This window comes from Asanoa siamensis, from assembly GCF_016862555.1.
Taxonomy (GTDB): Bacteria; Actinomycetota; Actinomycetes; order Mycobacteriales; family Micromonosporaceae; genus Asanoa; species Asanoa siamensis.
In genome coordinates, this window is record NZ_BONE01000136.1 from 1 (window position 1) to 13,577 (window position 13,577).

Here is a 13,577-nt window from a genome sequence, read left to right on the forward strand (position 1 = left end):
CCTGGGTCCGCCGCAGCCCGGTCATCCACTTCGAGACAGGCCCTAAGGGTAGGACGTCAGCCGAACTGGGCGAGGCGGGCCCGGGACGCGCCGCGGATCGTGGTGAACGCCCCGCCGGCCACGAACTTGTGGAGCCGGGCGCTGGAGGCCATCGCGTGCACGCCGCTCGAGCCGTTGCCGTCGGCCGCCCAGGGCAGCAGCGCGCCGCCCGCCTCGTTGGCCGCGGCCAGCTTCACCCGCCGGGTGTTGCCGTCGACGCAGGAGCCCTTGTCGCCGGTCCGGGCCGACTTGCACACGTTGTCGAAGTGCCCGCCGATGTAGACGACCCGGTCGAGCACCGCCACGGCCTGCGCGTCGCCGTCCATGGTCAGCGTCCACCGACCCGCGCCCGACGTGCTGAACGCACCGAGCCGGCCGCCGGGGCCACCCATCGCGGCGTAGACGCCCGACGCGCCGATCGCCAGCCCGCGGACCATGTCGCTCGCCCGCGAGGTGAAGCCGGTGTCGACGGCACCGCTGGTCGTGACGGCCGCCAGGTGCCGCGTACCCGAGGCGCTGTTGATCGAGCTGAAGCTGCCGCCGACGTAGATCCGCCGGCCGGACGCGACGACCGCGTACACGGTGCCGCCGGCCCGCGGCCGCCAACCCGTGACCGCCCCGGTGTTCTGGTCGAACGCGGCCAACTGGTGGATGGCCTCGCCGTTCACGCTGGTGATCGACCCGCCGGCGTACAGCCGCCCGTTGGCGACCGCCAGCGCGTAGGGCACGCCCGTCAGCGACTGCTTGAACGAGTTGTGCACCGCCCCGCTGCCGCCGTCGATCCGGGCCAGGCCGTCGCGGCGTACCCCGCTGATCGTGGTGAAGGCGCCACCGACGAAGACCGCGCGGCCGGAGACGGCGATCGCGCGGACGGAGTTGTCCGCCGCCGGGGCCCAGCCGAGCAGCGCACCGGTGCGGGCGTTGACCGCGGCGAGCCGGTTGCGCGCGTACGTGCGGCCGCCGGAGGTCACGCTGGTGAAGTCACCGCCGACGTAGAGGGTGTCGCCGGAGTACGCGGTCGCCTGCACCGTGCCGTTGAAGGTCGGCAGCGGGTCGGGCGTGACCTTGGCGACCACGGCCAGTGCCGGTGACGCCGGCAACAGGAGCGTCGCGGTGGCGGCGACAGACGCGAGGAGACCAGCAACTTTGCCCAGTAATTTCACAGAAACAAGGTATATGGGGGATTAGCAACTTCCGCTGATCCGCCGCGCGAAACACGAACGGCGTCGCCACGCCGTCACCGCCGCGCCCGGTGTGCGAGAGTCGCTCGCGTGGACATCGCGGTGATCGGTCTCGGTCTCATCGGCGGGTCGGCGCTGCGCGCCCTGGCGTCCCGCGGGCACCGCGTCCTCGGCTACGACGCCGACCCGGCCACCCGGGCCACCGCGCGCACCGCCGCCGCCCGCGCGCCGCAGCACTCCCGCTGGCAGGTCACGGGCACGATCCGGGACGCCGTCGCGGGCGCCCGCCTGGTGGTCGTCGCGGTCCCGTTGACGGCGTTGCCGCGGGTCCTCGACGAGATCGCCGCGGCCGGCTACAGCGGGCTGGTCACCGACGTCACCTCGGTCAAGACCCCGGTGCGGCTGCTGGTCGAGCAGCGGTTGCAGGGCCGCCACCAGCGGCTGGCCGGCTTCGTCGGCGGTCACCCGATGGCCGGCAAGGAGACATCCGGGTTCGCCGCGGCCGACGCCGACCTGTTCCGGGACTGCGCCTGGGTGCTCTGCTTCGAGCCGGGCAGCACCTCGCTGGCCGACTGGCTCGACCTCGCCGAACTGGTCATCGACCTCGGCGCGCGGGTGGTGCCCACCACGGCCGAGGAGCACGACCGGGCGGTGGCGACCGTCAGCCACGTACCCCATCTGCTGGCCACCGCCCTCGCCGCCGCGGCGGCCGACCCGCTCGCCGGCGCCCTGGCCGCGGGGTCGTTCCGGGACGGCACCCGCGTCGCGGCGACCCGACCGGAACTGATCGCGGCGATGTGCGGCGGCAACGCGCCGGCCGTCGGGCCGGCCCTGGACGGCATCATCGCGGCCCTGCGGGACGCCCGCGCCGCGCTCGACGCGCCCGACCCGATCGCGGCGCTGTCGCCGTGGCTCGCGCCCGGTCACGCGCAGCGGACCGGCTGGCCGGCTCCGCTCGCCGCGCCGCTGGACATCCCGGCCCGCCCCGACGCCCTGCTCCGGCTGGGCCGGGCCGGAGGTTGGGTGCGCGCCGTCGCGCCCGACCGGGCGACGGTGACCGTCGTCAGACCCGCTCCCCACGGTCCAAACGAATTGTTCGACGATCTGTGACGATCGCGGTCACGAGGTCGTGCGGCGTCACGTCGAACGCCGGGTTGACAGCCGGCGCGCCGCTGATCACCTCGGCACCCGCGCGGTCCTCGATCTCCACGTCGGCGCCGGTGGCGGTGTCGACGTCCACGGTAGACTCCGGCGCGACGACGACGAACGGGATGCCGGCCCGGCGGGCGCCCAGCGCGTGGGCGTAGGTGCCCACCTTGTTCACCGTGTCGCCGTTGCCGCAGATCCGGTCGGCGCCGAGCACGACGGCGTCGACCTCGCCCCGAGCCATCAGGAAGGGTCCGGCCCCGTCGACCGAGACCCGGAAGTCGACGCCGAGGCGGCCCAGCTCCCAGGCGGTCAACCGGGCGCCCTGCAGCAGCGGCCGGGTCTCGCTCGCGATCACCGGGCCGAGCGTGCCCCGGCGGTGCAACTCGGCGACGACGCCCAGGGCCGTGCCGCCGACGACGGCCGCGAGCGCGCCGGTGTTGCAGTGGGTGAGTACCCGGGGCGCCGCGCCGCACAGCTCCGTCAACAGGTCGGCGCCGCGGGTCGCCATCGCGGCCGAGGCGGCGATCTCCTCGTCGCGCAGCGCGTCGGCCTCGGCGAGCACCGCGTCGAAACCCTCCGGCAGCCGCGCCGCCGCGCGTCGGGCACCGCGGGCCAGGTTGACCGCCGTCGGCCGGGCGTTCGTCACCAGGTTCACGGCGGCGCGCAGGCCGTCGCCCTGGTGCTGTTTGGCCGCCAGCGCGACGCCGTAGGCCCCGGCCACGCCGAGCGCCGGCGCACCGCGTACCGCCAAGGTCTGGATCGCGTCGACCAGGTCCTCCACGGTCGCGATCCGGCGAACCTCGAGCCGCCCCGGCAACAGCGTCTGGTCGATGAGCTCGACGGCCCCGTCCACCCAGTCGATCGTGCGCATGACTCCCACGCTAGGTCAGTAAGCCGGCCGTGTCCGGGGGCGGTGGCCGGGCACACAGGTGGGTAGGTTCGAGGCGTGACGACCCCGCGTGACCCCGTCGCCGATCTGCGGCGCATCGCGTTCCTGCTCGAACGGGCCAACGAGGCGACCTACCGCGTACGGGCGTTCCGCTCCGCGGCGAAGACGCTCAGCGCCCTGCCGGCCGAGGAGGTCGCCCAGCGCGCGGCGGCCGGCACGCTGACCGAGCTGTCCGGCGTCGGCGACGTCACCGCCCGCTGCGTGGCGGAGTCGCTGGCCGGCGAGGAGCCGGTCTACCTGCGCCGCCTGCTCGCGACCGAGGGCGTCGACCTCGACGACGCGGCGGCCGCGCTGCGCTCGGCGCTGCGGGGCGACTGCCACACGCACTCGGACTGGTCCGACGGCGGCTCACCGATCGAGGAGATGGCGCTGGCGGCGGTCGAGCTGGGCCACGAGTACGTGGTGCTGACCGACCACTCGCCGTCGCTGAAGGTGGCGCGAGGTTTGACCGCGGACCGGTTGAAGAAGCAGCTCGACTACGTGGCCGCGGTCAACGCCGCGCTGCCGCAGGGTTTCCGGATCCTCACGGGCATCGAGGTCGACATCCTCGCGGACGGGTCGCTCGACCAGACCGACGAGCTGCTGAGCCGGCTGGACGTGGTGGTGGGCTCGGTACACAGCGGGCTGCGCGACGACAGCGCCCGGATGACCCGCCGAATGCTCCGGGCGATCGAGAACCCACACCTCGACGTGCTGGGGCACTGCACGGGCCGGATGGTCGCCAACCGCCCTGCGGGCGCCGAAGGCCCGGGCGACCGGGGCCACCGCAAGCGGCTGCGCCCACCATCGGACTTCGACGCGGCGGCGGTGTTCGCGGCGTGCGCCGCACACGGCAAGGCCGTGGAGATCAACTCGCGCCCGGAGCGGCAGGACCCGCCGAAGCGCCTGATCCGCCAGGCCTTGGAGGCGGGCTGCGTCTTCACGATCAGCACGGATGCCCACGCGCCGGGCCAACTGGACTGGCAACGCTTCGGCTGCGAACGCGCGGCCTTGTGCGGCGTGTCCGCGGACCGCGTGGTCAACACCTGGAAGGCGGACCAACTCGTCGACTGGGCCGCCGGCCACTCGGCGTAGGCGAGGCAATTGACGTCTCGATAGTGGAGCCACCGCCCGAGGTGGGCCAGCGACTGTCACTGCGACTTAGTGCACTGAAGTCCCTGCGGGGTTATTGGTCGATGGGGGTGGCTGAAGCCCAGTACCCCTCAAAGAGGGCACGCAATTCTACGGCCTGGTCACTTCGATTCAGCTCTGAATGATTGCCGGAATAGATCGTCCCCACGTCCGGCACGTTCCTGGCGGTCGATGATCCGATAATCCACCGGTCATGAGTGTCGCGGATGAGCTTACTGTCAATCGCGCGCCACTCGATACTGATGCTCTTATGAGCAAGCTCGGCTACCAAATCGTGGTAGTCGCGAAGCGCCTTTCGACCAGAGTTCTGCTGTAGCTTGAGCGAGATTATCCTGATTTCAGCTATTTGCCTCCCGTCCGCAACTTCCCACAGGTTCTCCAGCGCAATTGGGAGAAAGTGCTTGTCGAGCCAGTAGATGAATCCGTCGCACTCGCGAAGAATCCGCCGGAGCCATGCCCTGTTGCCGAAGGGAGTGGCACGGCTGACAAAAACACTGGCCGGCACCGTTTCCATCTGTGCCGGGTGGATCAACACTTCGATTGTGCCCTTGCTGTAACGGATGACCCCAGTTGTTGACATGAGTGTGAGCAAAGATCCAAGGGATCTATCGGTCAGGCCGTCGCCCATCCCCTGATTTCGCAAAATCGATTCCGCGTTCCCTTTATCGGCGTTCGGGACACCGCTAAGGAACTGGCAGATCACACCGACTGCCGGGTAGTCGATCAAAATCGCCTGAAGGGCGGCCCGAGCGGAATCTTCATCTCTTTGAACGAACTTGGCCGTGAAGTACTTTGTTCCGCTCTCGGTCAGCGAGCCGTCGCCGTCAACAAGGCCTATCGCCGACAGGAACCTGCTGTCGCTGTCCGCTACTGCCCGTTTCTCACCAATGGACTTGAGGATAGCTTCGTAGTTGACCCAAGCCTTAGTCGGGTAGATCGCCATCGACTACCTCAGCACTCGACGGTAGGATTTCAACCAGCTTTTGAAGCTCCTCCATCACCTTGCCGACTTGAATGAACGCGGCTGGCGGCAGGGCTCCTTCCATCGTCACCTGGAGCAAGATCTCGCCGCCGGCTATTGGAAGCGACTGCCTAAGTACCGGCATCTTTTGTGGCTGCTCTGGTGGGGTCGGTCGGGCGTGGCCTCGGTCCGCCGGCTGGTGGGGGATATGCGGCGTATCGATTCGCTCATGCGGATCTAGGGACGCGGCCGATCGGTCCGGCAGGAACCTGAATTTGTCGGCACCGACTTTCTCAGCAAGTCCTACCATCTCGGCGCTTTCTACGAGGCTCTTCACGAAACGATCTTTTGAGCCAACCCGCCACCTTATGATTTCCTACGGCGGAGTTCCCGACCAAGGTGAAGTCAACTGGTCGTTCCTTGGCGGAGTCTTGGTACACCCTCCAAAAGAGTCCGCTTCCCTTGAAGCTTTCGAGAAGGGCTTGTGCCTCTTGTTCGGGTGACGGCGGATGCGCAATCGTCATCGCGGTATCGGTCAGGGTGTACTGTTCGAGTTTCCCGGTTATGAAGCCCCAGTCCTTGAGTGAGGCGATCTTTTGGCGAAACGGGCCACTAGTGTGCGATCGGTGGCCAGCGTAACCGGCCAATGCCTGAGCTGAATGGTTCCGGCCGTGAGCCCCAGCCGCTTTGACTAGCGCGACGACCTCAGGAAGCGGATGCCACGGGAAGCTCGCCCCCTGCTCTCGCGGGGTATCCGGCGATTTTGATGATGAGGCTGCAGCCATTTGGGGCACCTCTTTGGCTATTGGATTCTGGGGACACGATCTTACCGCCGTCGACGGATTCCGGGGGCGCCGCTTGCTGTTAGCACTAATGTACGGAAGCTACTCATGAGAGTCGTTCGCAGTATCGGAGTTTGGCGATCATTCCCATGAGCCGATCGCCCTGACATGGCCCAGCCATCCGGGGGCGGTCGGCTCAGCAATCAGGATCTTGGCCCTGGACGATCGGGTTGGGGGCTTGGTCGGTCGTCGGATGCTGGTCGGACACCCGTCGCGGTCATCGGGCCGCCGGGGCTCGGTCTCAGTTCTGGTCTCGTTCGTTGACGTACGACCGCGTTCGAGGGGGTTCAGGCGTGGCTCCGAGCAGCGGGTTGGCCGAGTTGGAACCGTGCCGAATCCTGGGTCCAGACCTCGAAAGCGTGTGAGGGTTTACGCCCTCCGCGGGTTCAAATCCCGCCACCACCGCCGTTGAGCGCCCGCTGGTCCGTACGGACCGGCGGGCGTTTTTCTGTGCTGTCTCCCTTCTTACACATCGTGCGTGGTCGCACGATGCCGTAGATCTCGACAACAGTGTGTGGCACACACTATTGTTTCACTCATGGGAAGCGATGAGATCCTCCGGACCCACCTCCAGGAGCTCCGGCGGGGGACGGTCGTGGTGGCGAGCCTGATCGCGTTGCGCGAGCCCGACTACGGCTACGCGTTGCTGCAGCGGCTCACCGGTCACGGCTTCCCGGTGGACGCCAACACGCTCTACCCGCTGCTGCGGCGCCTCGAGGACCAGGGGCTGCTGACCAGCGAGTGGAACACGCAGGAGAGCCGGCCGCGCAAGTTCTACCGGACCAGCGACCAGGGCGAGTCGGTGTTGGGCACGCTGCTCGACGACCTGGCCGCCGTGCAGACCTCCATGACAGGCCTGATCGAAGGAGTGGACCGATGAGTTCCCTGACCGACCGCTACCTCGCCGCGACCCTGGGGTCGGTGCCGGCGGCGCGCCGCGACGAGATCGCCAGCGAGTTGCGCGGCTCGATCGAGGACATGATCGAGGGCAAGGTGGCCGACGGCCACGCCGCGGCCACCGCCGAGCGCGAGGTGTTGACCGAGATGGGCGACCCGGCCGTGCTGGCCGCCCGCTATGCCAACCGCCGGCTGCAGCTCATCGGGCCGGCCTACTACCTGATCTGGCTGCGGCTGCTGAAGCTGCTGCTCGCGTTCGTGCCCGCGGTGGTCGGCATCGTGGCCGGACTCGTCGAGTTGGCCGACGGGGCCCGCGCCGGCGACGCGATCGGGGAGGGCATCGGGACGGCGATCGAGGTCGCGGTGCAGGTCGCGTTCTGGGTGACGCTGACGTTCGCGGTGCTCGAGCGGACCAACACGCCGCTGAACCTGCCGGCGTGGAGCGTCGACCGGTTGCCCGAGCACACGAGCGGTGAGCGACAGTCGCGCCTGGCCGACTGTGTCGCCTCGGTGGGTGTGCTCGCGCTGCTCGTCGCGTACCTGCCGGTGCAGCACTTCCGGTCGTTCGTCACCACCACCGACGGCGCCAACCTGCCGATCCTGGACCCGGCGCTGTGGACCTTCTGGCTGCCGTACCTGATGGTCGTGCTGGTGTTGACCGCCGGTTTGGAGATCGCGAAATATCGCGCCGGGGGCTGGACCTGGCCGCTGGTCGGCGTCAACGCGGTGCTCAACGTCGCCTTCGCGGTGCCGGTAGTCTGGCTGCTGCTGCGCGATCGCCTGCTCAACCCCGACTTCGTGGCGCGGTTCGAGTGGCTGAGCCAGCCGGCGCACCTCGACCGGGTGGCCACCATCGCGGTGGTGGTGACGATCGTGATCGCGGTGTGGGACGTCGTCGCGAGCGTCAGCAGTTGCCGACGCCGTAGGTGAAGAGGCGTTGCACGTCGGCGGTGTAGCCGACGACGGCCTTGCGCACCGTCTGCCCGTCGTGCATGAAGAGGTACGCGCGGTCGCCGCTCGTCACCATCAGCCCGTCGAACTGGTAGCTGCCCGCCGGCGCGACCATCGCCGTCGCCTGTGGATAGGCCGCGCGGACGGTCGCGAGCGGGGTGCCGACACCGACGCCCTCGGGCGTGGTCAGCGGCGGGTTGACCCAGAGGAGCACCAGGCGGCCGTCGGCGAAGACCGGGTGCGCCGCCCGGGAGTCGGCTTCGGTGAGGACCGGACCGCAGGCGTTCACCGGCCTGGCCAGCGCACCTTGGCTGGTCAGGTCGGTATCGCTGGCGCCGAGGCGGACGTCGCTGACGCCGGTGAAGTCGACGGTGCCGGAGGTCCGGGAAGCGGTCGACGCGGTCGGGCTGGCGTAGGCCGGCGACGGTCGCTGCGTCACCGCATAGCCCGCGAAGAGCGCGAACAGGGCAAGCGCAACGATGACCAGGGGGACGAACCGTGGCTTCATGTGACCTCCCAAGCACACAACGTAGTCCTTATCCACAGGTTTATCCACAGCGTGTGGATAGAACGTGTGTACGAGGGGCAGCGGGCTGACCTGGGCCTACGCGCTGCGGTCGACGCGCTGATCCGTCAGCCGGGGGTCGGCGAAGTCACGGTTGTCGACAACCAGCTCGGCGCGGCCGCGCGGGCGGACCTCGTCGAGATAGCGGCTCTCGCCCGGGATGTACTTGGTGCGGTAGCGCCGCTCGGCCTCCGCCGCCGACTCCATCCACGCCTGGTCGCGGGCGATGCCCCGGCGCAACACCTCGTCCAGCGGAATGTCGACGAAGATCCGCAGGTCCCAGTGCGGGTCGAGCTCGGGGCGCTGGAGGAAACAGCCGTCGGCGACGAGGACCGCGTCGTCCGTGGCCTTCCAGGCCGGTTCGTCGCTCCGCTCGAGTGCGGCGAAGTCCATCAGCGCGGCGCGATAGCGCCGACTCCCGCCGGGCCCGAGCGGCAGCAGCAGCTCGTCGCGGATCCCGTCGTTGTCCCACGAGTCCAGGTAGTAGCTCTCGGGGGAGTCCCGCGGAAACCTGGTCCGGACGGCGACGGCCCTCTTGCCGGCGGCCGAGCAGCCGTCGACCGCCACTCATACGGGATGCGGGCGCTCCACCGCGAGCGCGGCGTCCGCCAGGGCCGTCAGCACCCGCTGCCGCTGGCTCACCACGGCCTCCCGCATGGTCGTCGCGGAATGGACGAAGGGCCGGCCCGTGATGGACCGGCCCGTTCGGGAATGTCGCTGGATTCCTGCGGAGGATACGAGATTCGAACTCGTGAGGGTGTTAACCCAACACGCTTTCCAAGCGTGCGCCCTAGGCCTCTAGGCGAATCCTCCGTCGCACAGGATACAGGTCCGCCCGCGGCGTTCCAGGCCACCCCAAACCCGGCGTCGGGTCGGTCCGGGTAAGCTGGGTGCAACCTCTCGTGCGGCGTACATCCTGTGAACCTCCCCAGGGCCGGAAGGCAGCAAGGATAAGCGGGCTCTGGCGGGTGCACGAGGGGCCTTTACTTTCTCTAGGCCCAGTGCGACTGCGCGGCGTACCAGCCCAGTTGCAGGCGGGTCCGCACCCCGGCCAGCTCCATCATCCGCGATACGCGCCGTTGCACCGTGCGCATCGACATGCCGAGCTGCGACGCGATCGCGGCGTCCGTGAGGCCGGCCAGCAGGAGAGCCAGCACCTGGCGGTCGACCGGGAAGAGCGTCCCGTCGGCCGGCTGCTCGTGGAGCGCGCCGTCGGGGGCCAGGGTGAGCGGGCGGGCCTGCTGCCAGACCGCGTCGAACAGGGCCTGCAAGGCGTCGAGCAGGCCGCTGCGGTGCACGACGATGGCGGTGGGCAGGTTGGTCTCGTCGGCCATCGGGAGCACGCCGATCGCCCGGTCCGCGATCACCAGCTTGATGGGTACGCGTTCCGCGACGCGTACCTCCTCGCCCGCGCCCAGGGCCTCGATGGCGTCGGCCGTGCCGCCGTCCTGCTCCAGCACCTCGCGTTCGACGACGACGCGGTAGCGGACGCCGCGGCGCAGGCCCTCCCGTTCCGCCTGGTTGTCGGCCCGGCTGACGGCGAGCGTGGTCGCGGTGACCAGGGCCTGCACCTCGTCGGTCGCGGTCGTTTGGAGCTGCTCGAACCGCCGGCCGATCACGTCGACGCCGGTCACGACCTCGACCAGGTCGCCGGCGGCGCGGTCGGCCGCGGCGGCGCGGTAGCGGGCGGCCAGGTTGGCCAGCTCGAGCTCCGCCCGGCGGAGCTGGTCGCGGCGCTGGGTGACCAGCGGGCCCAGGGCGAAGGTCGGGGAGCTGGCGATGTAGCGGCCGCCGGAGCGGGCGGCCAGGCCCAGGCCGTGCAGGCCCGCCAGGAGCGCGTCGGCCTCGGGCAGGGTCGTGTCGAGCGCGGCGGCGAGCTCTTCGGTGGTGGCCGCCGGGCGGGCTACCAGCTCACGGTAGGCGGCCTCTTCGATGGGCCGCAGCCCGAGCGCGGCGAGCGGCGAGGTGTCGGTCACGGTGTTACTTCCCCCAGGTCAAGCGCTGGCGAGTATGCGCCATGACCTAAATACGACGCAAGCGGGGCGTCCCGCCGCTGTCGTGCGTGTGCCACTGTGTGCGAAGTCGGCGCAGGCCCCTCACCCCCCAACTGCGCCGGCTACCTCGTCCGATGTCCGGGCGTCGCCGATCACTGTTGGTGGCGTCCGGATCACCGTTATGGGGCGGGCATCCCGTCGTACCGGCGTGAGAGGCTTAGGCCCTGTCTCGAAGTGGTGACCGGGCTACGCCGGACCCAGCCGCCGCCTGGAACCACGCCGGTCACACCCGGAAACGACACCGCTATCCGGGCGCGCCCGGCGCGGCCCCAGCCGACGCTTGGGCCTAGCCTCGCTTCGGCCCCCACTCCGAGACAGGGCCTAGCCGTTGGGAGGGGGATCGTGGCGCTCGCGCTCTACCGCAAATACCGGCCCCGGACATTCGCCGAGGTGATCGGCCAGGAGCATGTGACCGAGCCGCTGTCGCAGGCGTTGCGGAGCGGTCGGCTGCACCATGCCTACCTGTTCTCCGGGCCGCGTGGCTGCGGCAAGACGTCCAGCGCGCGCATCCTCGCCCGGTCGCTCAACTGCGAACGTGGGCCCACTCCCGAGCCCTGTGGGGTCTGTGCGTCGTGCCGGTCGCTCGCCACCGACGGCTCCGGCTCGATCGACGTGATCGAGATCGACGCGGCGAGCCACGGTGGCGTCGACGACGCCCGTGAGCTGCGCGAACGCGCCTTCTTCGCCCCGGCGGCCAGCCGCTTCAAGATCTACGTGATCGACGAGGCGCACATGGTCTCGACCCAGGGCTTCAACGCTCTGCTGAAGCTGGTCGAAGAGCCGCCCGACTACGTCAAGTTCATCTTCGCGACGACCGAGCCCGACAAGGTCCTCGGCACGATCAAATCGCGTACGCACCATTACCCCTTCCGGCTGATTCCGCCGGGAATTCTGCGGCCTTATCTCGAGCAGCTCGCCGACGCCGAAAACGTGAAGATCGAGCCGGCCGTCTTCCCGCTGGTCGTCCGGGCGGGCGGTGGCAGCGCCCGCGACTCCCTGTCGGTGCTCGACCAGCTGATCGCCGGCGCCGGGCCCGAGGGTGTCGGCTACGCGCGCGCGGTCGCCCTGCTCGGCGTGACCGACGCCGCCCTGATCGACGAGATGTGCGACGCGCTGGCGGCGGGCGACGGCGCGGCGGCGTACGCGACGATCGACCGGGTCGCCGAGGCCGGCCACGACCCGCGCCGCTTCGCGTCGGACCTGCTGGAGCGGCTGCGCGACCTGATCGTCATGCAGCAGGTCCCCGACGCGGCGGCCAAGGGCCTGATCGACGGCCCGGCCGACCAGCTCGAACGGATGAGCGCGCAGGCCCAGCGGCTGGGCCCGGCGACGCTGTCCCGGTGCGCCGACATCGTGCACAACGGCCTGATCGAGATGCGCGGCACCACCGCGCCGCGGCTGCTGCTCGAGCTGATCACCGCCCGCATGCTGCTGCCGGCGGGCGACGAGGGCGGCCTGCGGCAGCGGGTCGAACGCATGGAACAGCGCCTGGCCCGCGGCGCCGATTTTGATGACGACTACGCGGGTCCGGCGGTGCTGGCACCGCCCGCGCCCGCCGCGTCCCGGCCCGCCCCGTCGGGCGACGGGCCGGACGACGCGGCGCCCGCCGGCGAGGCGGTGCGGCCGGCGGCGGGTGGCGGCGCGGCTGCGGCCCGGGCCGCGGCGGCGGCCGCGGCGACCCGGTCGGGCAACGCGCGCCGGGTCGAGTCACGGGCTGGCCGGGGGACGGAAGCCAACGCACCCGAGTCGGCGAGCGCTGCTCCGCCGGATCAGCCGGTCGGCCGGCCGTCGGCGCACGACGAACACGTCGCCGCGCCGGATGAGTCCGGGCCCGGCCCTGACGCGGCGCGGGATCAGTCCGGTCGTGGATCAGACGAGTCGGCGGGCGGGGTTCAGGCGCGAGGCGTGTCTGGCGTCGGTTCTGACGCGGCGCGAGATGGATCCGGTCGTGGATCGGATGAGTCCGCGGGCCCGGCGCGGGGTCAGTCCGGATCGGTTGAGCCCGCTGGGCGGGTCGGGCCGGACGAGTCCGCGAGCCAGGCTGCGACGCGCGGTGACGCCGCCGGGTCAGGTGCACCCGCGGGCGATGAGGCCGGGATTTCCAGGTCGGGGCGCGCGGCGGGCGGCACCGACGGCGGTGAGTGGGGCGACGAGCCGGGCGACTCCGCCGACGAGCCGGTTGCGGCGACCGACGGCGACCGGAGGCGGGTACCGCCGCAGGCGGTGATGGCCGACCCGGCCACGCCCGAGCCGGTCATCCCGCAGGCGACCCCGGGCGCGCAGGACGCGGCCTCGGTGCGGCGGGTATGGGACGAGATCGTGGCCATGGTCCGGGTCAACCACAAGCGGATCGCGGCCCTGGCCACGGAAGCCACGGTCCGCGACATCGACGGCGACACCCTGGTACTCACCTTCCGGCACTCCTTCCACGCCAACAACCTGTCGAAGGAACCGGAGCCGCTGCTCGAAGCGATCTACGAGGTGCTGGGCGAGCGCTGGCAGATCCGCTGCGAGGTAGCCGGCGACCAGCGCGGAGCCGGGCCGGCGCCGGAGCGGGCGCCCGAACGACCCGCCGCCACCCGCGACTCCGCGGGCAACGCCGCGGCGCCGAACGGCCGACCGACTACGCAGGGGCGCGGGCCGCGGGAACGCTCGTCGAGCAGCCGAGGACAGAGCGGCGCCTCCGGCGACCGCTCGGACGAGGACCACCCGGCCACACCGCCCAGCGCACCCCCGGCGGCACCGACGAGCGCGTTGTCGGCGTCCGCACCGGGGGCTGCACCGGCGAGCGCGCTGTCGGCGACCGCACCGGCGGCGGCACCGACGAGCGCACCCCCGGCGACCGCACCGGCGCCCCC

The 13,577-nt window shown here is 70.7% G+C and carries 12 protein-coding genes, 1 tRNA gene, 1 other RNA gene and 1 pseudogene; 7 read left to right on the forward strand and 8 right to left on the reverse strand.

The features are described 5' to 3' along the window. Nucleotides 1-56: 56 nt before the first annotated feature. A complete protein-coding gene (locus Asi02nite_RS39555) occupies nucleotides 57-1,202 on the reverse strand; it encodes an NHL repeat-containing protein (protein WP_239127661.1) in 1,146 nt (381 codons plus the stop codon). Nucleotides 1,203-1,307: 105 nt separating this feature from the next. Between Asi02nite_RS39555 and Asi02nite_RS42945 the strand changes: the two are divergent. Both Asi02nite_RS42945 and Asi02nite_RS42950 read left to right on the forward strand, forming a co-directional pair. Next, nucleotides 1,308-1,829, forward strand: a pseudogene (locus Asi02nite_RS42945) (prephenate dehydrogenase/arogenate dehydrogenase family protein); the annotation flags it as partial. Nucleotides 1,830-1,838: 9 nt separating this feature from the next. Beyond that, complete coding sequence (locus Asi02nite_RS42950) at nucleotides 1,839-2,330, forward strand: prephenate dehydrogenase dimerization domain-containing protein (RefSeq protein ID WP_373312435.1); 492 nt, start codon at nucleotides 1,839-1,841, stop codon at nucleotides 2,328-2,330. On the opposite strand, the gene mtnA is transcribed toward Asi02nite_RS42950, so the two are convergent. Further along, on the reverse strand, nucleotides 2,284-3,240 hold the full coding sequence (gene mtnA, locus Asi02nite_RS39565; RefSeq protein WP_203719190.1) for an S-methyl-5-thioribose-1-phosphate isomerase: 957 nt from the start codon (nucleotides 3,238-3,240) through the stop codon (nucleotides 2,284-2,286). The genes Asi02nite_RS42950 and mtnA overlap by 47 nt on opposite strands. Nucleotides 3,241-3,315: 75 nt before the next feature. Here mtnA and Asi02nite_RS39570 point away from each other — a divergent pair, with 75 nt between their 5' ends. After that, entirely contained in the window at nucleotides 3,316-4,392 is a 1,077-nt protein-coding gene (locus Asi02nite_RS39570; protein ID WP_203719191.1) for a PHP domain-containing protein, read from the forward strand. Nucleotides 4,393-4,483: 91 nt separating this feature from the next. On the opposite strand, the gene Asi02nite_RS39575 is transcribed toward Asi02nite_RS39570, so the two are convergent. Beyond that, nucleotides 4,484-5,392 (reverse strand): hypothetical protein, encoded by a 909-nt coding sequence (locus Asi02nite_RS39575; protein WP_203719192.1) that lies wholly within the window; start codon nucleotides 5,390-5,392, stop codon nucleotides 4,484-4,486. After that, on the reverse strand, nucleotides 5,373-5,747 hold the full coding sequence (locus tag Asi02nite_RS39580; RefSeq protein ID WP_203719193.1) for a hypothetical protein: 375 nt from the start codon (nucleotides 5,745-5,747) through the stop codon (nucleotides 5,373-5,375). Before Asi02nite_RS39580 ends, Asi02nite_RS39575 begins: the two co-directional genes overlap by 20 nt. Before the next feature lie 1,043 nt (nucleotides 5,748-6,790). Between Asi02nite_RS39580 and Asi02nite_RS39585 the strand changes: the two genes are divergently transcribed. After that, nucleotides 6,791-7,132 (forward strand): PadR family transcriptional regulator, encoded by a 342-nt coding sequence (locus Asi02nite_RS39585; protein ID WP_203719194.1) that lies wholly within the window; start codon nucleotides 6,791-6,793, stop codon nucleotides 7,130-7,132. Next, nucleotides 7,129-8,079: a permease prefix domain 1-containing protein gene (locus tag Asi02nite_RS39590; RefSeq protein ID WP_203719195.1), complete on the forward strand. Its 951-nt coding sequence runs from the start codon at nucleotides 7,129-7,131 to the stop codon at nucleotides 8,077-8,079. The genes Asi02nite_RS39585 and Asi02nite_RS39590 overlap by 4 nt, the downstream gene beginning before the upstream one ends. Here Asi02nite_RS39590 and Asi02nite_RS39595 read toward each other — a convergent pair. From Asi02nite_RS39595 to Asi02nite_RS39605, 3 genes are all read right to left on the reverse strand, one after another. Continuing rightward, a complete protein-coding gene (locus Asi02nite_RS39595; RefSeq protein WP_203719196.1) occupies nucleotides 8,054-8,608 on the reverse strand; it encodes a hypothetical protein in 555 nt (184 codons plus the stop codon). The two genes, Asi02nite_RS39590 and Asi02nite_RS39595, sit on opposite strands and share 26 nt — an antisense overlap. Before the next feature lie 96 nt (nucleotides 8,609-8,704). Further along, on the reverse strand, nucleotides 8,705-9,232 hold the full coding sequence (locus Asi02nite_RS39600; RefSeq protein WP_203719197.1) for a nucleoside/nucleotide kinase family protein: 528 nt from the start codon (nucleotides 9,230-9,232) through the stop codon (nucleotides 8,705-8,707). 161 nt (nucleotides 9,233-9,393) lie between these two features. Beyond that, nucleotides 9,394-9,478: transfer RNA gene (locus Asi02nite_RS39605), tRNA-Ser, on the reverse strand. An 81-nt stretch (nucleotides 9,479-9,559) separates the two neighbouring features. Between Asi02nite_RS39605 and ffs the strand changes: the two genes are divergently transcribed. Further along, nucleotides 9,560-9,650, forward strand: an RNA gene (gene ffs / locus Asi02nite_RS39610) — signal recognition particle sRNA small type. Nucleotides 9,651-9,657: 7 nt separating this feature from the next. Here the strand turns inward: ffs and Asi02nite_RS39615 are convergent. Then, nucleotides 9,658-10,641 carry a helix-turn-helix transcriptional regulator gene (locus Asi02nite_RS39615; RefSeq protein WP_203719198.1) on the reverse strand — a complete coding sequence of 328 codons (984 nt, stop codon included), beginning with the start codon at nucleotides 10,639-10,641 and terminating at the stop codon, nucleotides 9,658-9,660. A 420-nt stretch (nucleotides 10,642-11,061) separates the two neighbouring features. Here Asi02nite_RS39615 and Asi02nite_RS39620 point away from each other — a divergent pair. Beyond that, nucleotides 11,062-13,577: DNA polymerase III subunit gamma and tau (locus Asi02nite_RS39620; RefSeq protein WP_239127663.1), on the forward strand; the 2,516-nt coding region annotated here is incomplete at its 3' end.